This is a genomic window from Stenotrophomonas sp. FW305-3-2-15-E-LB1 (assembly GCF_058787375.1).
Map to the genome: position 1 here is coordinate 14,866 of NZ_JBYSZR010000025.1, position 20,413 is coordinate 35,278.

The window sequence follows — 20,413 nt, forward strand, 5'->3', positions numbered from 1 at the left end:
CCAGTGGCCCGCTTCGCTGCGCTGTGCGGTGGAACTGATGCTCAATTCCCCCGAGAGCATGTACCTGGTCTGGGGGCCTGAACTGATCTTCCTGTTCAACGATGCCTACGCGCCGATCCTCGGCCCGCGCCTGGATCATGCGATGGGCGCGCCGCTGCGCAGCCTGTGGGCCGATGCCTGGCCTGCGGTGCGTGAGCCGATCGAGCGGGCCTTCGCCGGGCAGGGCTCGCGCTTTGAAAATGTGCCGGTGGCGATGAACCGCTACGGTGCACCGGAAGATACCTGGTGGACGTTTTCGTTTTCCCCGCTTCATGGCGAGGATGAGCAGGTAGCGGGTGCCTTCTGCGTGACCAAGGAAGTCACCGGGATGGTGGTGGCCCAGGATCGGCTGGCGCGCGAGAACGAGCGGCTGATCGCGCTGTTCGAGAAGTCCCCGCTGTTCATGGCATTCCTGACCGGACCGGAGCACCGGATCGAGCTGGTCAACCCGGGATACGCCAGCCTGATCGGTCACCGCGAGGTGCTTGGCCGGCCCATCGTGGAGGCGTTGCCGGAAGTGCTGGACCAGGGCTATCTGCATCTACTGGATGAGGTCTACCGCACGGGTGAGCCATACATCGGCCGCAAGGTGGCCTATGACAGTGGCATCGCGCAGGCTGGCAGTGGCCCGTGCCACATCGTCGATGTGGTGTTCCAGCCGTGCAAGGACGACGCGGGCCGGGTCAACGGCATTTTCGTGCAGGGCCTGGACCTGACGCCGCAGGTGGCATTGGAGCGGCACCTTTCGCTGACCGAGGCGCGGCACCGGCAGATCATGGACAGTGCCCGCGACTACGCGATCATCGCCTTCGACATGGACGGCCTGGTGACGCTGTGGAACCGCGGTGCCGAGGAAATTCTCGGCTGGCACGAAAGCCAGGTGCTGGGCCAGCATGGTGAAGTGCTGTACCTGGACGATGACCGGCAGGCCGGGCGCTTCCGCCACAACATGGAGCAGGCGCTGCAAAAGGGCGGATTGAGTGGTGAGCGCTGGTTGCGCCGGTGCGACGGTGGCCGATTCTGGGCGCACGGCTCGATGACGGTGCTGCGTGGCCACGAGGGTGAAGCGGTGGGCTATGTCGTGGTGTTCCGCGACCGCACGGCCGAGCGGCACGCTTCCGAAGCGCTGGTGCAGAGCGAGCGACGCCTGGGGGCGCTGGTTTCTGCGGCGACCCAGTCGTTGTACTCCATTTCCGCAGACTGGCAGCAGGTGGACCTGATCTATGGCCAGGGCGAGGCGATAGGCCTGCACGACACATCAGGCGCCTGGCGCGAGCGCTTGATCCATCCTGGCGATCGGGGAGCTGTGGACGCTGCCATTGAAGCTGCGCGCGATACGGGATCGGCGCTGGAAGTGGAGCACCGCACCCTGCTGGATGACGGCGCGGTGCGCTGGCTGCAGATGCGTGCGGTGCCATTGCTGGATGAGCAGGGGCGGGTGAAGGAGTGGTTCGGGGCCGCGGCTGACATTACTGATCGTCGTATCGCGCAGCAGCGGTTGCAGCAGCTGACCCTGACCCTGGAAGAACGAGTACAGGCACGCACGGCCGAACTGATGGCCATGGAAGAGCGCCTGCGTCAAAGCCAGAAGATGGAATCGCTGGGCCAGCTGACCGGCGGCATCGCGCACGACTTCAACAACATGCTGACTGCTGTTTCGATGGGCCTGGAGCTGCTGGAGCTGCGGGTTGGCCAGGGGCGCACGGAGGGTCTGGGGCGCTATCTCGAGATGGCCCGCGGTGGCGCTGATCGGGCCGCCGCGCTGACCCAACGCCTGCTGGCGTTCTCGCGACGACAGACTCTGGCCCCGTCCTCCGTGCAGGTTTCGTCGCTGGTGAGCGGCATGCTGGACATCCTCAGCCGCTCCATCGGGCCCTCGATCGAAATCGAAACGCGGTTGCAGGATGGGGGTGACGACGTGCTGGTGGATGCCCCACAGTTGGAGAACGCCCTGCTCAATCTGTGCATCAATGCCCGCGACGCCATGCCGGAGGGTGGAACGCTGGTCATCTCCACTGAGGTCGAGGCGCTGGCGGGACCGCGCAGTGAACAGCTTGGACTGCCCGCAGGGACCTATGTGCGCCTGTCCGTATGCGATACCGGCACGGGCATGGATGCGAGCGTGCTGGACAAAGTGTTCGAGCCGTTCTTCACCACCAAGCCGATCGGGCAGGGCACCGGGCTGGGCCTGTCGATGATCTATGGGTTCACCCGGCAATCGGGCGGACAGGTGGACGTCGAGTCGACGCCAGGGCAGGGGACCACCATTCACCTGTATCTTCCCCAGTTCAATGGTCCGCCGTCGGTTGATGTCCAGCCGCTGTACGACACTGAGAGCACGCCAGTGATGTCTGGTCGCGCAGTGTTGCTTGTCGAGGATGAGGCATCCATTCGTGCCCTGGTGCGGGATGTCCTGTGCGCCCAAGGCCATCGCGTGACCGAAGCAGCCAATGGCAGCGAGGCGCTGGCGCTGCTGGCGACGGGGCAGCCCTTCGACCTGCTGGTGACCGATGTCGGCCTGACGGGCACCTTGAATGGCCGCCAGGTGGCTGACGCGGGGCGGCAGACGCGGCCGGCGTTGCCTGTGCTGTTCATTACCGGCTATGCCGCTTTTGCAGCGGTAGGGGGTGAACACCTTGAACAGGGGATGGAGATACTGACCAAGCCGTTCTCGGCTGCAGAACTCGAGCGCCGTGTGGACCGGCTGCTGGCAGGCGATCTCAGATCGTATTGTGCACCGACTGCAGAAGCTGCCGTAACGAAAATGGTTTGAGCAGAAGGGGAATGTCCTTGGGCACGGACTGCGGATCGCCTGCGCGCTGGCCTGCGTAACCGGTGACCAGGAGTACGCGCAGGGCGGGGTCCAGGGTCATCGCATGGCGTGCAAGCTCGCAGCCGTTCATGCCGGGCAAGCGGATATCGGAAATCAGCAGGTCGAACGACTCAGCTGCGGCAAGTGCATGGACCGCCTTCTCCGCATCGCAGACAGCGATGACCTCATACCCGCTTTCAGTGAGAACATCTTCGGTGAGTTCGCGGATGGCCGTATCGTCTTCGACGAGCAGGATGCGTTGTGTGGTCGACAGAGTCACCGCGCGTGGATTCTCAATGCTGGGCGAGGATGAACCTGCCGGCGATTCCCTCCGGAGAGGGCACCTGGCCGCCGCGCCCTGCGGCTGCGGCGGCTGCGACGGCACTCAATGACGTGCGTCGTCCTTGGCCTTACCCACCGCGCTCTGCACCTTGCCCACGTCCTTCTGTGCCTTGCCCTCAAGTTCCTGGGTCTTGTTGCCGGTGACCTTGCCGGCCACTTCCTTGACGGTGCCCTTGACCTGGTTCTTGGCACCTTCGGTACGATTCTTGTCCATTGCAGAACACCTATGCGTAAGGCCCGGGATGGGCGACCTGATCGTGCGTTGGCGCCGGTGTTGCGTCAGTGAACGAATTGGTAGGGCCATCTTCACCTGCGGCGGTTTGCCGGCCAGCGGCCGGCACTACCGACTTTGGCACCGCGCGCAAGGACGCGGTAGCGCCGGGCCAAGCCCGGCGGAATGTGCGCGCTGCACGAGCGCTCGGCTGGGACCGCCAGCGCTGCGGATCAGTCAGCCAGCACGGCGCCGGCACGCTCGCTGTAGCCAGCGCGGGCGCTGCCGCAGCGCGCAAAGGCGGCAGCACTGGCCGGCAGGCCGGTGGCCTTGATGCCGCGCTGCGTGTCGCCGTCGAACACTTCGGCATAGCGTTCGGCAGCCAGCGTGCCGTCAGGCAGTACGTACAGCAGAACGTGCTGCAACGTGGATTGCCCCTGCAACGGCTGCCCCTGCCGGAACGCAGGCACCTGCACGCGCGCGCTGTGCCACCGCGTGGGTGCATCGACGGTCTGCCAGCGCACCTGCAGCGGCTGGTCGAGTGGCAGCAGCGCGACGCCGGCCGGATAGCCATAGGCGGTGCAATCCGCGGGCACGGCCGGGATGTTCTCGATGGCCTTGTCACCGATGTCCAGTGCGATGCCATCGGCCTCCATCCGCACGATGGGCGCGTGGCCATAATTGTGGATCCCGAACAGCACCAGGCCCTCGAAGCGGCTGCGCTGCAGATGGTCGGCAGCCGATCCGCTGAGGCGCGCGAGCGTGGGTACGACCTCCACATGATCGCTGTAGTGGTAGTAGAGGTGTACCAGCTCGGGTGTGCCGGTGCTGCGCCATCCGGCGTTGAAGCGTGTGGTGTCCGGATACGGCCGGCGGACCAGTGGCACCTCAGTGACGGCGCGATCGCCGGATGGCGTGGCGTACCGGTAGTGTTCCACGGAGCGCTTCAGGCGCGCGTCCTGGTACGGAAACGCGCGGTCCACATCGGACTGCGCGTTGGGATAGCGATGGAAGGCCACGAAGCGCTCGGGCGTATCGCCTTGCATGGGCAGGTCCGGGCCAGCGCCGGAGCCGGTGGACGCATACGGCGAGGTGTCCAGCCACAGCGGCTGACCGCTGAGATTGATGTGCAGCTCGGCAACAGGGTCACGCGACCCGCCCACCATGTTGGCCCAGCTGTGCTGTACGGACTCCCAGAACGGAATGATGAGCGCGGCCGCCACGGTGGGCAGGAACATCCACGCGTGTACGCGGCCGGGCACGCGCCCGCGCTGCCGCACCATGTAGCGCAGCCACGCCAGCAGCAGAACCAGCAGCAACGGGCCACCGATGCAGATTGCCACAGTGGCCAGCGCAACGACGCCCCAGCCCAGGTTGGGCGTCGCCACCGCGATGAGCGAGAGGGTGGCGATGAGCGCAGCCAGCAGCAGCGACACGCCGATGCCAATGCGGTAATTCCGGTACGGGCTGTCAGTCATCACCGTTCCATCGGCAGTGCAGGGCAAGCCCCTATCTTGCAGCGGTGGTGGCGCCGTGGAAAGCCGGTTGAGGAGGCACTCAGCAGCCGACCAGCCGGTCCGCGCCGATCCCGTTGCGATGCTGGCTACGGTATTCGGTTGGGCTGGCGGCCGCCTGGCTGCGGAAATGACGGCGGAACGATTCCTGCGATCCAAATCCGGCCTGCTCGGCAATCCATTGTAGTGGCCGGTCGGTGGTTTCCAGCAGCTCGCGGGCATAGGCCACGCGCTCGCGGATGAGCCAGTCGATGGGCGACAGGCCGGTGGCTTCAAGGAACTGCCGCTGCAGCGTGCGTTGGCTCAGCGCGGCCTGTTCGGCCAGGCTGGCCAGCGAATGCGCCTCGCGCAGGTTGTGGCGCATCCAATCCATCAGCCTGGCCAGCCGCGTGGGCTCGCCATTGGGAATGGCACGGCTGACGCGCTGGCTGCGCTCGGCATCGCGCCATGGCGCCAGCACCAGGCGTTCGGCCACCAGGTTGGCCACGCGCGCGCCGTAATCCTTGCGCACCATGTGCAGCATCATGTCCATGCCGGTGGCCGAGCCGGCCGAGGTGATGATGTCGCCGGTATCGACGTACAGCACATCCTCGCGCACATGGATGCGCGGGAAGTCACGCGCCAGCGTCTCGGTCAGCCGCCAGTGCGTGGTGGCCTGGCGGCCATCGAGCAGGCGAGCCCAGGCCAGCACGAACGCGCCCGAGCAGATGGACGCGATGCGCGCGCCGCGCGCATGGGCGCGGGTGAGCGCATCAAGCAGCGCCTGTGGCGGGCGCTCACTGGGCTCGCGCCAGCCGGGGATGACGATGATGTCGGCGTCATCGACGGCATCGAGCGTGCAGGGCAGCTGCACCTGTGCACTGCCGAGCATGCGCAGCGCACCAGGTTCGCCGGCGCAGAGCTGGGTGCGGTACCAGGCCACGCCCAGTTCCGGGCGGATGGGCGCGAACAGGCCGACCGCGCAGCCGAACTCGAACAGCCCCTGGCCGTGGCAGGCCACGATGGCGACGGTGGGCGCGGTCGGGTCGATGCTCATGGCCTGATGCTACCGAGGTGGTTGCGGTGGGCGCAGCGGCGCGCGGGCATGTGGTGATGCCAGTGGAGCATGTGCGCGGGGGCGTTCGTCTGGCTTGGCGTACCCGACTGGGTAGAGTCGACTGCTAGTCGACTGCTGTTGGCGACACCGTTTGGAAGCCCGCGCTGCGCGCGATAGTCGACTAACAGTCGACTCTACCCCGCCGACCGCCGACCGCCGACCGCCGACCGCCGACCGCCGACCGCCGACATCACTCATCCCCCCGTCGTCCGTCGCCATCCCATGGACATGGCATCGGGCGGCGTGGCGCCCAGCGTTGCCTAACCTCATTACCAGCGGTCATGTGGCTGGCCGGATATGACGGCTGGGTGACGCGATATCCGCTGTTGCGGCGCTGGCCGGGGCCTTTGAATGGAGGTGTGTCTCCGGCCCACCCCCACGAGCCCCCATGCCTGCCGCCCATTCGCCTGTCCTGAACACCCTCGCTGTCCTGATTGCAGCCACGCTGGCCGCAGCCTCCACCCATGCCGCCGAAGCGGATGGCCCCGCAGATGCAGCGACGGCCACGTCCGCCAACCTCGCCGCGTCCACGCTGGATGCCGTCGTGGTGACCGGTTCGCGGAGCAGTACGCGCACCGTCAAGAACAGCTCCACGCCCATCGACGTGATCTCGGCGGAAGATCTGGCGGCCACCGGCCAGGCCAACCTGCTCGAAGCGCTGCAGCGCAGCCTGCCGTCGCTGAGCCAGATCGGTGGCTACCAGAGCGACCAGGAAAGCCTGATCCGCGGCTACCAGCTGCGCAACCTTTCGCCGGGCTACACGCTGGTGCTGGTGAATGGGAAGCGCCGCAACGCCAGTGCCTATGTCAGCGGTGCCAACGGTGGCGGTTACTCCGGCCATGCCTGGGCCGACCTCGCGCTGATTCCGGTGGCGGCCATCGACCATGTGGAGGTGCTGCGCGACGGAGCCTCGGCCATCTACGGCTCCGATGCCATCACCGGCGTGGTCAACGTGATCCTGAAATCGCAGGCGCACGGTGGCGATGTCTCGGTGGAAAGCGGGCAAAGCATTGATGGCGACGGCACCCGCACCAGCGTGCGTGCAAACGTCGGCCTGCCGTGGGGTGAGGATGGCTTCGTGAACCTGTCCGGTGAAACCACGCGCCAGCACCATGCCATCCGCACGCGGCGCTACATCGACGGCTACCTGAGCTACCCGGCGGTGGATGCCAGCGGCAACCTGGTGGCGCTGCGGCCGAACAACCAGCTTCCGGCCGGGGCGACGCCGAACCCGGCTGAGGCCACGCGCGATGCCGAGGCCAACACCATCCTCAGCTCGCCTTCGTACTCGCTGAGGGCCTTTGCGCTGAACGCCGGCCATGGCCTGGGTGAGAACGCGCAGTTCTACGCCACCGCCACGGCCAGCGACCGCAGTGCACAGGCAATCCAGAACTTCCGCCTGCCGGCCACCATCTTCACCACGTACAAGGCGCCGAGCGTGCTGAGCGTCTGGCCCGATGGATTCCTGCCCGTGCTGGAAACCAAAGAAAAGCAGTACACCGGCAGTGCCGGGGTGAAGGGCCAGCTGGCGGGCTGGGATTACGACGCCAGCCTGACCGGCAACCGCAGTACGGTACGCACGTATACGCGCAACTCGGCCAACTTCTCGCTGCCGTATCCGGGGTCGCCCACTGATTTCTATGACGGCAAGCTGGACTACCAGCAGGGCATCGCCAACCTCGACCTGCGCCGTGGCTTCGAGGTGGCGGCGTTCGCTTCGCCACTGGAGGTGAGCGCCGGCGCCGAGTACCAGCACGAGCAGTACGAGCGCGGGGCAGGGCAGTGGGAGTCCTACACCGGCTTCGGCGCGGCGGCCTTTGTCGGCTACTCGACCGCCGATGCGGTGAAGGCCACCCGCAACAGCAAAGCGGTCTACGTGGGGGCGGCCAGCAACATCACCTCGCGCTGGTACCTGGATGCGGCCGCGCGCTGGGAAGATCATTCGGATTTCGGCAGCGTGTCGACCGGGCGCCTGACCACGCGCTTCGACTTCACCGATGCGCTGGGCGTGCGCGCAACGGTCAGCAACGGTTTCCACGCGCCCAGCCTGGGCGCGCAGTTCTACCAGGCCACCGGCAGTTGCCCGTGCGGTACCACGCTGGTCGCACAGGTTTCATCACCGGCGGCCATCGCCCTCGGCGCAACGCCATTGAAGCCGGAGAAAGCCACCAACTACAGCCTCGGTGTGACCTGGGACCCGAGCCCCGCGTTCCACCTGGCGGTGGATGCCTACCAGATCGACATCCGTGGACAGCTGGGCCAGTCCAGCCAGATCGGCTACAACGCCCAGGACCCGGCACGCATCACCGACAACAGCGGTACGGTGCTGACCGCTGCGCAGAAGAACACCATCGACACTCTGCTGGGCACGGCCGGCATCAGCATCCTGCCCGGTGATGCCTTCTATGCCAGCTACTTCACCAACGTGGGCAACACCCGTACGCGCGGCGTGGAACTGACCCTGGAAGCGAACCAGGAAACCGCGTGGGGCAAGCTGCGCTGGACCTACGCGGCCAACGTCGGCCGCACCACCATCCAGAAGGTCAGCGCCATTCCCGGCGCGCTGCAGGGGCTGCCGAACATCAACCTGCTGACGAAATCCAGCGAGTACGCGCTGCGCTTCCGCACGCCCAGCTACACGCAGGTGGCGGGGCTGGGCTGGCAGAACGGGCGCTGGCGCTCGAACCTGGACTTCGCCTACTTCGGCCCGATCAAGCGCCTGAACAACGGCGTGGAATACAAGCAGCCGCCGGTGCTGGTGACCAATCTGTCCGGCGGGGTCGAACTGGGCAGCGGCTGGAGTGCGGCGCTGGGCATCAACAACGTGTTCGACAAGCGCACCCGCAAGGTGCCCGAGTACGCGCGCAGCGCTACCGACGTAGCCAGCATCGAGACCACCTGGGATACCGGCGATGTGCTGAGCACGGTGGGTGCGTTCTGGTACGGGCGGGTCAGTTACCGGTTTTGATTGAAGGGAGCATTGCATGTCATCTGCATTGAACGTGGTTGCATTGATTGGTTCGCCGACGAGCTCGGCGACGTCGCGGACGCTGCTGCTGGTGCGGCACCTGCTGGAGGCACTGCAGCAGCGGCTGCATGCCAGCGTGACGCTGGTCGAGCTGGCGCCGATCGCGCGCTCGCTGGGGCAGTCGCTGTCGCGTGCGGAAGCGTCGCCGGAGGTGGAGCAGGCGCTGGCCACGGTGGAATCGGCCGATCTGCTGGTGGTGGCTGCGCCGGTGTATCGCGGTTCCTACCCGGGGCTGTTCAAGCACCTGGTGGATTTCATCGAGCTGGACGCGCTGGTGGATACGCCGGTGTTGTTGGCCGCCACCGGCGGCAGCGAGCGCCATGCCCTGGTGATCGACCACCAACTGCGTCCGTTGTTCAGCTTCCTGCAGGCGCACACGCTGCCGATCGGTGTGTATGCCACGCCGGCCGACTTCGCGGGGGCGCAGGTCAGCAGCACGGCGCTGCAGGCGCGCATCGACCTGGCCGCCGAGCGTGCAGCCGGTCATCTGGCCGTGCGGGCGGTCGTTGCACCGGCGCCGTTGCGGCGGATCGCGTGAGCGCCGAACGCGCGGCATAACCGGCAGCATTCTGCTTATGGCCAAGGCGCATCTGCGTGGCCGGATGTGACCGCCGATTGTCGCGCGATGGCGCAGAGGCAGCGCCGGTCTTCTCTAGCATCGAATACGAAGCGGCAATGCATTGCCGGACCTGATGAGGACGATACCGTGGCTGTAGACGCAACGCCCAAACCCATCCTGTTCCTGCTCGACCGCGAGTTCGAGGACGGCCAGTTGCCGGGGCAGCGGTTCTTCTGCCGGCACAGCCTGCTGCTGGAAGGCGCGCTGTCGAGCATCGGTGGCCTGGACAGCCAGCTGGACGTGCGCCGCATTGGCTTTGCCCGGCCGCGACGCGAGGTGATCGCGGAGATCGGCGAACAGGACCAGTCGTTGCCCAAGCTGGTGCTGCCGCAGGGCGTGCACAGCGAGCACGCCACCGGCGCGCACCACGAGCGGCAGTACGTCTCCGGCGCTGAACCGATCCTGGCAGCGCTGAACGGCCTGCTTGGCATTCCCGTAGCCCATCCCTGAGCGAGGACGCGCACATGAGCTACCTGACCAGCGTATTGGACAAGAGCCCCGTAGCCGACGGTGGCACGCCCGAACAGGCGCTGCGCAACAGCCTGCAGCTGGCGCAGCGCGCCGAGCAGCTGGGTTACCACCGCTACTGGTTTGCCGAACACCACGCCGCACCCGCCCTGGCCAGCCCGGCGCCGGAAGTGCTGGCAGCCTGGGTGCTGGCGCAGACCCGGCGCATCCGTATCGGCAGCGGCGGGGTGATGTTGCGCCACTACGCGCCGTACAAGGTGGCCGAGAACTTCAACCTGCTGGCGGCACTGGCGCCGGGCCGCGTGGACCTGGGCGTGGGCAAGGCGCCGGGCGGTCTGCCCGCGTCCACGGCCGCGCTGGCGGCGGGGCGGCCGGCCTTCGCGGATTTCGCCCAGCAGCTGCGCGACCTGGAAGGGTATCTGTCGGGAACGCGCGATGACGCACAGGCGCGACCGCTGCCGCAGGCCGCAGCGGAGCGGTTCCTGCTGGGCGCCAGCCCGCAGAGCGCGCGACAGGCGGCCGAGCTCGGTTGGCGTTTCGTCTATGCCGCCCACTTCGATGGCGACCCCTCCCATATCGAGGCCGCCTTCAATGCCTACCGCGCGCTGTCGACGCAGGCGCCGCTGCTGGCCACCGTGGCCTTCGCCGCGCCGACCAGCGAAGCCGCTGCACGCCATATCGGTGCGCTGCGCGTCTACAAGCTGCACCTCGGCCCGGGGCAGACCGTCAACCTGCCCAGCCCCGAGGCCGCGGCCGAGTACGCGCGGCAGGTCGGGGTGAGCGACTTCCGCATCGAGGAAACCCGGCCCAGCGTGCTGTCCGGCGATGCCGCGCACGTCCGCGGCGAACTGGACGCACTGCACCGGCGCTTCGGCGTGGGTGAATTCATCCTCGATGCCCCGGTGGCCGACCTGGATGCCCGCCTGACTTCCCTTGAACTGCTGTCGCCCGCGCCGCGCGCGGCGGTGGCCTGACCTGCAGGAGCGACCCCCATGAGCACCACCCCGCGCCACATTCCGTTCGGCATCATGCTGCAGGGCCCCGGCAGCCACATGCATGCCTGGAAACACCCTTCCAACCCGGCCGATGCCAGCGTCAACCTGCAGTTCTACATCGACATCGCGCGCACCGCCGAGGACAACGGCATCGCTTTCGGTTTCGTGGCAGATGGGCTGTACATCAACGAAAAGTCGATCCCGCATTTCCTCAACCGCTTCGAACCGATCTCGCTGCTGTCGGCGCTGGCTACGGCAACGAAGAAGATCGGCCTGACCGGTACCCTGTCCACCTCCTACAGCGATCCATTCACCGTGGCCCGCCAGTTCGCCTCGCTGGATCTGCTCAGCGGCGGCCGCGCGGGCTGGAACGTGGTGACCTCGCCGCTGGAAGGCTCGGGCCGCAACTACGGCCGCCCGCACCCGGAACACGCGCTGCGCTATCAGATTGCCGATGAGTACCTGGAGGTGGTGCAGGGCCTGTGGGATTCCTGGGACGACGATGCGTTCGTGCGCGCGCGCGACAGCGGTACGTTCTTCGCCCCGGAAAAATTCCGGCGCCTGGACCACAAGGGAAAGTTCTTCCAGGTGGAAGGCCCGCTGAACATCCAGCGGTCGCCGCAGGGGCAGCCGGTGATCTTCCAGGCCGGCTCGTCCGACGATGGCATCGCCTTGGCCGGCAAGTACGCCGATGCGGTGTTCACCCATTCGCCTTCCCTGGACGAGACGCGGGCGTTCACCCAGAAGGTCAAGAACTCCGCCATCGCCCACGGGCGCAGCGGCAACGACGTGAAGATCTTCCCGGGCATCGGCCCGATCGTCGGCCACACGGCGGCCGAGGCCGAGGCCAAGTACCAGGCCATCGCAGCGCTGGCGAGCCTGGAGGACGCACTGGCCTATCTGGGCCGCTTCTTCGACCACCATGACTTCAGCCAGTACGATCCGGATGCGCCGTTCCCCGAACTGGGCGACATTGGCAGCAACTCCTTCCGCTCCACCACCGACCGCATCAAGCAGGACGCGCGCGAGCAGGGCCTGACCCTGCGCCAGGTGGCGCTGCAGGCAGTCAGCCCGCGGCCGAACTTCATCGGAACCCCGCAGCACGTGGCCGACGAACTGATCCGCTGGTTCGACGCGGGTGCCAGCGATGGGTTCATCCTGGGTTTCGCGGCGCAACGCGAAGGGCTGGATGACTTCGTGCGGCTGGTGCTGCCGATCCTGCAGGCGCGCGGGTACCACCAGCGCGAACTGGAAGGGCAGACCCTGCGTGACCATCTCGGCCTGCCGCGCAAGGCCAGCCGCCATGCGACCGACGCCGAGCCGGCGCGGAAGGTGGGGTAAGACGATGAGCGGAGACACATCGGTAGCGCCGGTCCATGCCCGGCGGAACACGCCGGCAACAGGTGTATTGCCCGAAATTGCCGCGCGCGCCGAAGCGGCCATCGCCTTGCGGCACGACCTGCATCGCCACCCCGAACTGGCGTTCGAAGAGCACCGCACCAGCGCCCGCGTGGCCGAGCTGCTGCAGCAGTGGGGCTATGCAGTGACCACCGGCATCGGTGGCACCGGCGTGGTGGGTACGCTGCAGCGCGGGCAGGGCAGCCGCCGGCTGGGACTGCGTGCGGACATCGATGCGCTGCCGATCCGGGAAGACTCCGGCCTGGCCTATGCCAGCCAGAACGAAGGCCTCATGCACGCCTGCGGCCATGATGGCCACACCGCCATCCTGCTGTCGGCCGCGCATTACCTGGCCCACCACGGGCGCATCGATGGCACGCTGCAGCTGGTGTTCCAGCCGGCTGAAGAGACCGGGTCGGGCGCCTCGAAGATGATCGAGGACGGCCTGTTCGAGCGTTTCCCGGTGGATGCCATCTATGGCCTGCACAACTGGCCGGGCGTGCCAGTGGGTCACTTTGGTTTCGTCGATGGACCGGCGATGGCGTCGGTGGACTGGGCGCGGTTGAAGGTGATCGGCAAGGGTGGCCACGGCGCCGAGCCGCAGGGCAGCGTCGACCCGATCCTGGTGGCGGCGCATATCATCACCGCGCTGCAGAGCGTGGTGTCACGCAACGTGGACCCGCGGCAGATGGGCGTGGTCACCGTGGGCTCGATCCACGGCGGGCACGCGGCCAACGTGATTCCCGATGTGGTGGAACTGACGCTGACCGTACGCGCCTACCTGCCGGAGGTGCGCGATACCCTGCGCCGCCGGGTGACCGACATCGCCGAGCAGACCGCCATAGCATTTGGTGGACGTGCCGAGATCGAGTTCCCGCGCGGCTTCCCCAGCGTCATCAACCACCCGCAGCAGACCGCCTACATCCGCGAGGTGGCGCTGCAGGCGTTCGGCGCTGGGCAGGTCGTTCCCGAATTTGCACCGCGCACCGCCAGCGAGGATTTCGCTTTCCTGCTGCAGGCACGTCCGGGCAGTTTCGTGTTCGTCGGCAATGGTGACAGTGCGCCGCTGCACAGCCCGCGGTATGTGTTCAACGACGCTGCCATCGCGCCCGCCGCCAGCCTGTGGGCGCGCCTGGCCGAGCACTACCTGGTGGGGGACGCGGCATGAGCGTGCTGTACGACAACGAGCGTTTCCTCTACACCTCGGTGGATGACCCGCTGGCGCGGCCCCTGTTCGATGGCCTGGAACAGGAATACGACAGCCGTTATGCCGACGTGCGACGTCGCATCGGCGGCAGTGCCCGCGAAGAACTGCAGCGCTATCCGGCACAGGCCTTCGCCGCGCCGGTGGGCGCTTTCCTGCTGCTGCTGCGCGATGGCGTGGCGATCTCCGGCGGCGCCTTCATGCCGCACCGCGATGCGCACACCGCCGAATTCAAGCGCATCTGGACGCTGCCCGGCCTGCGCCGCCAGGGCATCGCCCGCCGCGTGCTGCAGGAGCTGGAAGACCAGGCCGCACGCCAGGGCTATCGCCGCGTGTTCCTCACCACCGGCTTCCGCCAGCCCGAGGCGGTGGGCCTGTACCTGGGCCATGGCTACACCGCGCTGTTCGATCTGCAGGCGGACCCGGAAACCATCGCCCATCTGCCGTTCGAGAAACACCTGCACGCGGCGGCACCACTGCCGCACGCCGACGCGGCCGTGCGGCACGGAGTCCATGCATGAGCACGCCCTCGACCGCATTGGACGGCATCGCTGCCCGTCCGGCCACCGCACCCTCAACGGCGTTGAAGATCGTTCCGGCGCGCCATCCGCTGCAGACCGTCGGCACGGTGCTGGCGCTGGCACTGATCCTGATCGCGCTGCAGTCGGTGCTGGGCAACCCACGCTGGGGCTGGGGGACGTTCGCCGAATGGTTCTTCGCGCGCCCGGTGCTGGAAGGGCTTGGCCGCACCTTGCTGCTGACTGCGCTGGGCACGGGCCTGGGCTTCGCGCTGGGCACGCTGCTGGCGCTGGCGCGGGTGTCAGGCTCGCCGCTGCTGTCGGCGGTGTCGTGGGGCTATGTGTGGCTGTTCCGCTCGATCCCGCTGCTGGTGCTGTTGCTGCTGCTGAACAACCTCGGCTACCTGTACAGCACCATTGAACTGGGCGTGCCATTCACCGGCATCAGCCTGTTCTCGTACCCGACCACCCAGCTGATCGGGGTGTTCACTGCCGCGGTACTGGGCCTGACCCTGAACCAGGCGGCGTTCTCGGCCGAAGTGATCCGTGGCGGCATCCTCTCGGTCGACCATGGCCAGTACGAAGCGGCGGCCGCGCTGGGCCTGCCGCGCGGCCGCCAGGTCCGCCGCATCATCCTGCCGCAGGCGATGCGCTCGATCCTGCCGGCGGCCTTCAATGATGTGATCGGGCTTGCCAAGAGCACCTCGGTGGTCTACGTGCTGGCGCTGCCCGAACTGTTCTACACCGTGCAGGTGATCTACCGCCGCAACCTGGAGGTGGTGCCGCTGCTGATGGTGGCCACGGTCTGGTACCTGGTCATCCTCACCGTGCTTTCTCTGCTGCAGCGACGCGTGGAGCAGCGCTTTGCGCGTGGCCAGCTGCAGCGTGAGCGCAGTGTCTCCCGCGTGTCTGCACCGCCACGGCCCGTTGTGCAGGGCGTTGCACCCGTGGCCAGCCGCCCGCGCATCGCCGCCCAGGTCGAGGCCGGGCAGGGCGCATCGGTCGTGCTGCAGGGCGTGGGCAAGGCCTTCGGTGAACAGCCCGTGCTGGAAGACGTGAACCTGGAACTGCGCGCTGGCAGCGTGACCGTGCTGATCGGTCCTTCCGGTGCGGGAAAGTCGACCCTGCTGCGGCTGATCAATCACCTGGAACGCGCCGACAGCGGCTTCGTGACGGTCGGCGGCCAGCTGATCGGCTACCGCCGCGACGGTGACACCCTGTACGAACTGCCCGAGCGCGAGATCCGCCGCCGTCGTGCCGAGGTCGGCATGGTGTTCCAGGGTTTCAACCTGTTCCCGCACCTGACGGCGCTGGAGAACATCATCGAGGCACCGATCGCGGTGCGTGGCCTGCCGCGTGCGCAGGCCGAACAGCAGGCGCGTGACCTGCTGCAGCGCGTTGGCCTGGCTGACAAGGCGGACGCTTTCCCACGACAGCTGTCCGGTGGCCAGCAGCAGCGCATCGCCATTGCCCGCGCGCTGGCATTGCAGCCGAAAGTACTGCTGTTCGATGAGCCGACCTCGGCACTGGACCCCGAGCTGGTGGCCGAAGTGCTGAGCGTGATCGAAGAGCTGGCCCGCTCGGGCACCACCCTGGTGATCGTGACCCATGAACTGAGCTTCGCCCGCCGCGTCGCCGATACCGTGGTGATGATGGACCAAGGCAGGGTGATCGAGCAGGGCAATCCCGAGGCGCTGTTTGAGCGGCCGCGCCAGCAACGTACCGCCGATTTCCTGGCCAAGACCCTGTAATTCCCCAAGGATCACCATGAGCCCTACAGCATCGCGCCTTCCCTCGCGCAGCACCCTGTTGATCGGCGCCGTGCTGGTCATCGGCATTGCCGGCATCGTCTATTCGCGCGTGCAGGCGCCAGCCGCCGCGCCCGGCGCCAGCGTGACCCTGGCCGGTGCCGATGCGCCTGCACTGATTGGCACGCCCGACCCGAAGGCGCAGTCGCTGATTCCCGCCGGCTACCGTTTCGTAACCCCCGGCGCGCTGACCGTCGCGACCCATCCGGCACAGCTGCCGCTGGCTGATTACGGTGCTGACAGCAAGCAGGTGGTGGGCGTGGAGCCGGACATCGCCAAGCTGATTGCCGATGGCCTGGGCTTGAAGCTGGTGCTGGTTCCAGTGGCGTGGGCTGACTGGCCGCTGGGGCTGGAATCAGGCAAGTACGATGCGGTGCTCTCCAACGTGACGGTTACTGAAGAGCGCAAGAAGAAGTTCGATTTCTCCAGCTACCGCTTCGACCTGCTGGGCATCTACACGCGCGCCGATGGGCCGATCCGCAAGATCGAGAGGCCGGCCGACGTGGCCGGGCTGAAGGTGGTGGTCGGCGCCAGCACCAACCAGGACCAGATCCTGCGGCACTGGGACCAGCAGAACATCGCGGCGGGCCTGAGGCCCGTGGAGTACCAGTACTTCGATGATGCGGTAGTGGGGCGGTTGGCGGTGATCACCGGCCGTGCCGATGTCTCGTTCGAGCCGAACGCCACCGGTGCCTACTCGGCACGTGATGGCAAGGTGCGGCGGGTGGGCCTTTTCCCCGGCGGCTGGCCGGATGCTGCGGCGATTTCGGCGACCACGCGCAAGGGCAGTGGGCTGGCCGATGCGATCACCGCCGCGTTGAACACACAGATCCGCAGCGGTACCTATGCGCAGGCGCTGGCACGCTGGAACCTGGCCGAGGAAGCCGTGCCGCAATCGCAGACCAATCCACCGGGGTTGCCCAATCTCTGACGCGGGGCCATGCGCAGTGGCATTCACCAATGCGCCTCCAGCGTACTGAACGGCTTCGCCACGCGCACACCATCGGCATCGAAGCCGCTGACCGGCCGGCCATCCACCCGTACCGCCTTTGGCATCGTGCGGTCCGGCCACCAGACTTTCACTGCCGTCCTGCGGTGCAGTCCCTCAGCCAGCGTGATCGTCAGCACGCCGTCGCGTTGCCGCGCCTGCATCTGCAACGTGCCATACGCCGTTGGCAGGCGCTCTACCGCGAGCCCGTCACCGGCCACCCACGACGGCGGCGTGCCCGGCAGCAGTGAGAGCGCATCGTCGTCTTCGCGCATCAGCATGCCGAACAGCGTGCGACCGTACTCGGCACCGATCCAGGTGTGCGGCATGTCGCCCAGGTAGCGCGGGAAGCGAAGGCGGGAATGCACGACTTCGGCCAATACCTGCCACTCAAGCGGGCGCCGATCGTGCAGCAGTCCCTGCAGCAGTTCATCGGCCGCGTCAGGCTGGCCCAGATGCACGTAGCTCAACACGTTGCGGATTTCATAGGGCGTATAGGCGTACAGAGCACCGGGCTGACTGCGCTTTCGGACATCGTCGAGGTAGCGCGCGAACGTGGTCCTCAATGCTTCGGCCGGCAGCACGCTCTGCGCCCCGGTCGGGTCCAGTGCGATCGATACGCCGGTGGGATCGCCATCGCCGAGGTCGGCCGAAGAAGGAATGAAGTCGATGCCCTTCCACGCCATCGTCGCGCGGATCGAGGCATGCAGCGCGTCGTACAGCAGCTTGTACTGCTCGCGTGCCCACGCGGCTGTTTCATGATCGCCGAGTGCCTCGGCCAGCCATGCACCGTCGTGCCAGCCCTTCAGGCCCCAGTAGTCGTCCCAGTAGCTGTGGGTAGGCGAGGGGTAGCCCTCGTGGCTGATCGACGGCGCAAGAATGCCGGCGAAACGTTCCGGCGCGGGTTGGTCGGCCTTGTAGCCCGGCACCAGCGTGCGCTCGCGCAGTTCCTGCAGGAAGCGCAGCGCTGCTTTCACTTTCGGCAGGTACTCACGCACCGATTCCGGCCCACCATCCAGGCGCGCGACATCGGCAACCAGTGCAACGTACTGGCCCTGGCTGTCGTACTCGATGTCCGAACCGAAGCCGGTGTTGACGCTGCCATCGTCGTTGAGAATGGGCGAGACCAGGCCATTGGCATGCACGCCGTGCGTGCTGTACCAGGCCAGGTAGTCGCGTGCGACGGCTGCTTCGCCCATGCGCAGCAGCACTGCCGAAGTGGCCATGCCGTCGCGGATGAAGGATCGGTTGTAGTTGCGCGGCCCGGGCTGCATGGCCGGACCGGTCTGGTTGATCAGCATGTAGGCGGCCTGCGCGCGCAGCATGTCGACCAGGGAGGGATCGGGCAGGCGCAGGCCGACCGTGCCCAGCCGTGCCTCCCAGTCTGCCGATGCCTGCGTGGCCAGGGTCTCGAACGCCGCATTGGCATCGCGCGGGAGCGCGGCCAGGTCCAGCGCAGGTGCCTCGGGCAGCACTCCATTGGCATTCGCCGCGGCCGTACCCAAGGGGAATGCGACCACGATGGCATCGCTCGCGCCGGGTGCCAGCGAGACGTGGTAGTTGAGCGCGGCTGCGGCAAGCCCCTGGTCATCCTGCGCCTGCTGCGCGGCAGGCAGTTGGCCAGCAGCGAGGGTGGCGGTGATCTCCGTTGCGCCGTCCTTGCCGAAAGGCGCCACGCCGGACGCCGCTACCGGCGTGAGCGACTGCAGCAGCGTGCGGCCATTGACGCGCACGGTGTGTCCGTCGACGGCCACCTCGCGGATCGGCGAGAGCCCACCGTTCTGCCACGGTGGATTCATCTGCATCGGGCGCACGACCAGGCTCAGCGTGCCGTCGATCGGGGTGCTGCCGGTGTTGTGCAGGCGATGGCGCAGGAAGGTCACCGGCTGCCCATCGCGTTCGATGGCGAACACTTCACTGCGCAGCTCCAGGCCAGGCTGCGGCACCCAGGTGACGGACGGCATCGGCTTCCAGCCATCGCGCAGGGCATGCTGCATCGCCTGGCCAGCGGCGCCTGCGGTATGGCCGTCGGCATTGCGCCAGAGGGGCTGCACCAGCGGCGCGCCTTTGAATGCCTCCAGATTGCCATGCTCGTCGAAGATGGATTTCTGCCTTCCCCCGTGGATGCAGACCGCGGTCCAGTAGGTCTGCTGCATCTGCAGCGACGCGGGGAACAATGCGCGCTGGGCGCCGCTGGCGGTGATCTGGTACTGCTTCATCGGCGTCATCACGGCTTTCGGGCCGAGCAGCCGCAGCCGCGCAATCTGCGGTGCAGCGCCGTCCACGCTCAGCCGGAACGCGCGCAGGGGTTGCGCTGTGCCGGCGGCCAACCAGCTCTGCCGATGGTGGGCTGCCTGTGCATCATGTGCGAGTTCCTGCCAGTGGCCGTGTGCATCCTGCGCCTGCAGGCGGGCAGGGCCGCGCGCGCCATCGGCCCAGTCGATCACCAGGCCGGCGGTGGATTGGGCCTGCGGCAGCGTGATCTCGAGAACACGGGAACCGCCTTTGCCGCGAGGGATCGCCACGGCGCTGCCGCCTTGCCAGAGTGCGGCTGCCTGCGTTGCATCGACACCGCCGATGCGTGCACTGAGCGTGGCGTCCAGCGGCTCCACCTCGAAGATGGAGACGCCCCAGTCGGACGTGCGTTGCGGGCTGGCCAGCCGCAGGTAGCGCGCCTGCCGTGGCGAAAAGTACAGGGTTTCCACATCGCCCAGCGAGTCGGCCATGGTGTATGCGGTCTGCCACTGCGTGCCGTCCACCGAGGTCTGCAGCGAGTAGCCCTCAGGATTGGAGACATCCCAGGTCAGCCGCGCGCCTGCCAGCAGTGCGGGTGCGCCCAGGTCGATCTGGAACCAATGGCCGGGGCTGAAGGCGCCGCCGGTGACGGTCTTCGGGTCGCCGTCGATCAGGTGGCCGATGGCCATGGCCGGCACCTGCTGCGAGGAACTGCTGGCCTGCCATTGGCTGCGCGGGGGAAGGGTCTGGGCCTGAGCGGACGCTGCCAGCGCGGCGAGCAGCAGGGCAGTGGCGGGACGGCACAGGAGAAGAGGGCGGGAGACCTTGGAGCGTTCGGCGCACAACGTCATTGCGGGCAACCTCGCGGGTTCGGCCGTAAGCGGGCGAGGGATACGCTAGCAAGGGATGTAAGCGGTTACATGACGCGCTGCAATAGCTCTTCGGGGTGTCAGCGACGTGGGTCAACGAATCTCCAGGCGGGGCCATCCCGTCTTGCTGACGTGTGTGGCTCTGGACGCGTGGATGGGACCGGCTATCGTCAGATCGGGTATTGGATTTCATTGGGTTGTCAGTTGACAACTCGCCCATGCCATGGGCAGACTGTGGAGAACTGGGAATGTCTCGAGCGCGTCATCCC

15 protein-coding genes are annotated in these 20,413 nt (G+C 67.2%); 10 read left to right on the forward strand and 5 right to left on the reverse strand.

The window, feature by feature from the left end; translation table 11 throughout:
- Positions 1-37: 37 nt before the first annotated feature.
- Positions 38-2,812: a hybrid sensor histidine kinase/response regulator gene (locus tag AC3WL7_RS16125; RefSeq protein ID WP_492751591.1), complete on the forward strand. Its 2,775-nt coding sequence runs from the start codon at positions 38-40 to the stop codon at positions 2,810-2,812.
- On the opposite strand, the gene AC3WL7_RS16130 is transcribed toward AC3WL7_RS16125, so the two are convergent.
- From AC3WL7_RS16130 to AC3WL7_RS16145, 4 genes are all read right to left on the reverse strand, one after another.
- A complete protein-coding gene (locus AC3WL7_RS16130) occupies positions 2,760-3,104 on the reverse strand; it encodes a response regulator (protein WP_079225198.1) in 345 nt (114 codons plus the stop codon). The genes AC3WL7_RS16125 and AC3WL7_RS16130 overlap by 53 nt on opposite strands.
- A 132-nt stretch (positions 3,105-3,236) precedes the next feature.
- On the reverse strand, positions 3,237-3,407 hold the full coding sequence (locus tag AC3WL7_RS16135; RefSeq protein ID WP_200732715.1) for a CsbD family protein: 171 nt from the start codon (positions 3,405-3,407) through the stop codon (positions 3,237-3,239).
- A gap of 230 nt (positions 3,408-3,637) precedes the next feature.
- Positions 3,638-4,882: a hypothetical protein gene (locus tag AC3WL7_RS16140; RefSeq protein WP_492751594.1), complete on the reverse strand. Its 1,245-nt coding sequence runs from the start codon at positions 4,880-4,882 to the stop codon at positions 3,638-3,640.
- Positions 4,883-4,961: 79 nt separating this feature from the next.
- Positions 4,962-5,954 (reverse strand): helix-turn-helix domain-containing protein, encoded by a 993-nt coding sequence (locus AC3WL7_RS16145; protein ID WP_492751596.1) that lies wholly within the window; start codon positions 5,952-5,954, stop codon positions 4,962-4,964.
- A gap of 448 nt (positions 5,955-6,402) precedes the next feature.
- Here AC3WL7_RS16145 and AC3WL7_RS16150 point away from each other — a divergent pair, with 448 nt between their 5' ends.
- The 9 genes from AC3WL7_RS16150 (at position 6,403) to AC3WL7_RS16190 (ending at position 16,983) form a co-directional block, all read left to right on the forward strand.
- On the forward strand, positions 6,403-8,982 hold the full coding sequence (locus AC3WL7_RS16150; protein ID WP_492751598.1) for a TonB-dependent receptor plug domain-containing protein: 2,580 nt from the start codon (positions 6,403-6,405) through the stop codon (positions 8,980-8,982).
- A 16-nt stretch (positions 8,983-8,998) separates the two neighbouring features.
- Positions 8,999-9,580, forward strand: a complete 582-nt coding sequence (gene msuE, locus AC3WL7_RS16155; RefSeq protein WP_492751600.1) for an FMN reductase — start codon at positions 8,999-9,001, stop codon at positions 9,578-9,580.
- 168 nt (positions 9,581-9,748) lie between these two features.
- On the forward strand, positions 9,749-10,111 hold the full coding sequence (locus AC3WL7_RS16160; protein WP_492751603.1) for a DUF3088 family protein: 363 nt from the start codon (positions 9,749-9,751) through the stop codon (positions 10,109-10,111).
- Between the two features lie 14 nt (positions 10,112-10,125).
- Positions 10,126-11,103, forward strand: a complete 978-nt coding sequence (locus tag AC3WL7_RS16165; protein WP_492751605.1) for an MsnO8 family LLM class oxidoreductase — start codon at positions 10,126-10,128, stop codon at positions 11,101-11,103.
- A gap of 18 nt (positions 11,104-11,121) precedes the next feature.
- Positions 11,122-12,465, forward strand: coding sequence for an LLM class flavin-dependent oxidoreductase (locus tag AC3WL7_RS16170; RefSeq protein ID WP_492751607.1), 1,344 nt, complete (start codon positions 11,122-11,124; stop codon positions 12,463-12,465).
- Between the two features lie 4 nt (positions 12,466-12,469).
- Positions 12,470-13,690, forward strand: a complete 1,221-nt coding sequence (locus AC3WL7_RS16175; protein ID WP_492751609.1) for a M20 aminoacylase family protein — start codon at positions 12,470-12,472, stop codon at positions 13,688-13,690.
- A gap of 5 nt (positions 13,691-13,695) precedes the next feature.
- A complete protein-coding gene (locus AC3WL7_RS16180) occupies positions 13,696-14,247 on the forward strand; it encodes a GNAT family N-acetyltransferase (protein WP_108747815.1) in 552 nt (183 codons plus the stop codon).
- A complete protein-coding gene (locus AC3WL7_RS16185; protein ID WP_492751611.1) occupies positions 14,244-15,995 on the forward strand; it encodes an amino acid ABC transporter permease/ATP-binding protein in 1,752 nt (583 codons plus the stop codon). The genes AC3WL7_RS16180 and AC3WL7_RS16185 overlap by 4 nt, the downstream gene beginning before the upstream one ends.
- Positions 15,996-16,011: 16 nt before the next feature.
- Positions 16,012-16,983 (forward strand): ABC transporter substrate-binding protein, encoded by a 972-nt coding sequence (locus AC3WL7_RS16190; protein WP_492751612.1) that lies wholly within the window; start codon positions 16,012-16,014, stop codon positions 16,981-16,983.
- A 23-nt stretch (positions 16,984-17,006) separates the two neighbouring features.
- Here the strand turns inward: AC3WL7_RS16190 and AC3WL7_RS16195 are convergent, their stop codons facing one another.
- Complete coding sequence (locus AC3WL7_RS16195; protein WP_492751613.1) at positions 17,007-20,126, reverse strand: discoidin domain-containing protein; 3,120 nt, start codon at positions 20,124-20,126, stop codon at positions 17,007-17,009.
- Positions 20,127-20,413 lie beyond the last annotated feature (287 nt).

Bases quoted from the DNA above. Each gene is read 5' to 3' on its own strand.
- AC3WL7_RS16125 (WP_492751591.1), top strand. From the start codon at position 38: ATGCTCAATTCCCCCGAGAGCATGTACCTGGTCTGGGGGCCTGAACTG.
- AC3WL7_RS16135 (WP_200732715.1), bottom strand. From the start codon at position 3,407: ATGGACAAGAATCGTACCGAAGGTGCCAAGAACCAGGTCAAGGGCACC.
- AC3WL7_RS16140 (WP_492751594.1), bottom strand. From the start codon at position 4,882: ATGACTGACAGCCCGTACCGGAATTACCGCATTGGCATCGGCGTGTCG.
- AC3WL7_RS16145 (WP_492751596.1), bottom strand. From the start codon at position 5,954: ATGAGCATCGACCCGACCGCGCCCACCGTCGCCATCGTGGCCTGCCAC.
- AC3WL7_RS16150 (WP_492751598.1), top strand. From the start codon at position 6,403: ATGCCTGCCGCCCATTCGCCTGTCCTGAACACCCTCGCTGTCCTGATT.
- msuE (WP_492751600.1), top strand. From the start codon at position 8,999: ATGTCATCTGCATTGAACGTGGTTGCATTGATTGGTTCGCCGACGAGC.
- AC3WL7_RS16165 (WP_492751605.1), top strand. From the start codon at position 10,126: ATGAGCTACCTGACCAGCGTATTGGACAAGAGCCCCGTAGCCGACGGT.
- AC3WL7_RS16170 (WP_492751607.1), top strand. From the start codon at position 11,122: ATGAGCACCACCCCGCGCCACATTCCGTTCGGCATCATGCTGCAGGGC.
- AC3WL7_RS16175 (WP_492751609.1), top strand. From the start codon at position 12,470: ATGAGCGGAGACACATCGGTAGCGCCGGTCCATGCCCGGCGGAACACG.
- AC3WL7_RS16185 (WP_492751611.1), top strand. From the start codon at position 14,244: ATGAGCACGCCCTCGACCGCATTGGACGGCATCGCTGCCCGTCCGGCC.
- AC3WL7_RS16190 (WP_492751612.1), top strand. From the start codon at position 16,012: ATGAGCCCTACAGCATCGCGCCTTCCCTCGCGCAGCACCCTGTTGATC.
- AC3WL7_RS16195 (WP_492751613.1), bottom strand. From the start codon at position 20,126: ATGACGTTGTGCGCCGAACGCTCCAAGGTCTCCCGCCCTCTTCTCCTG.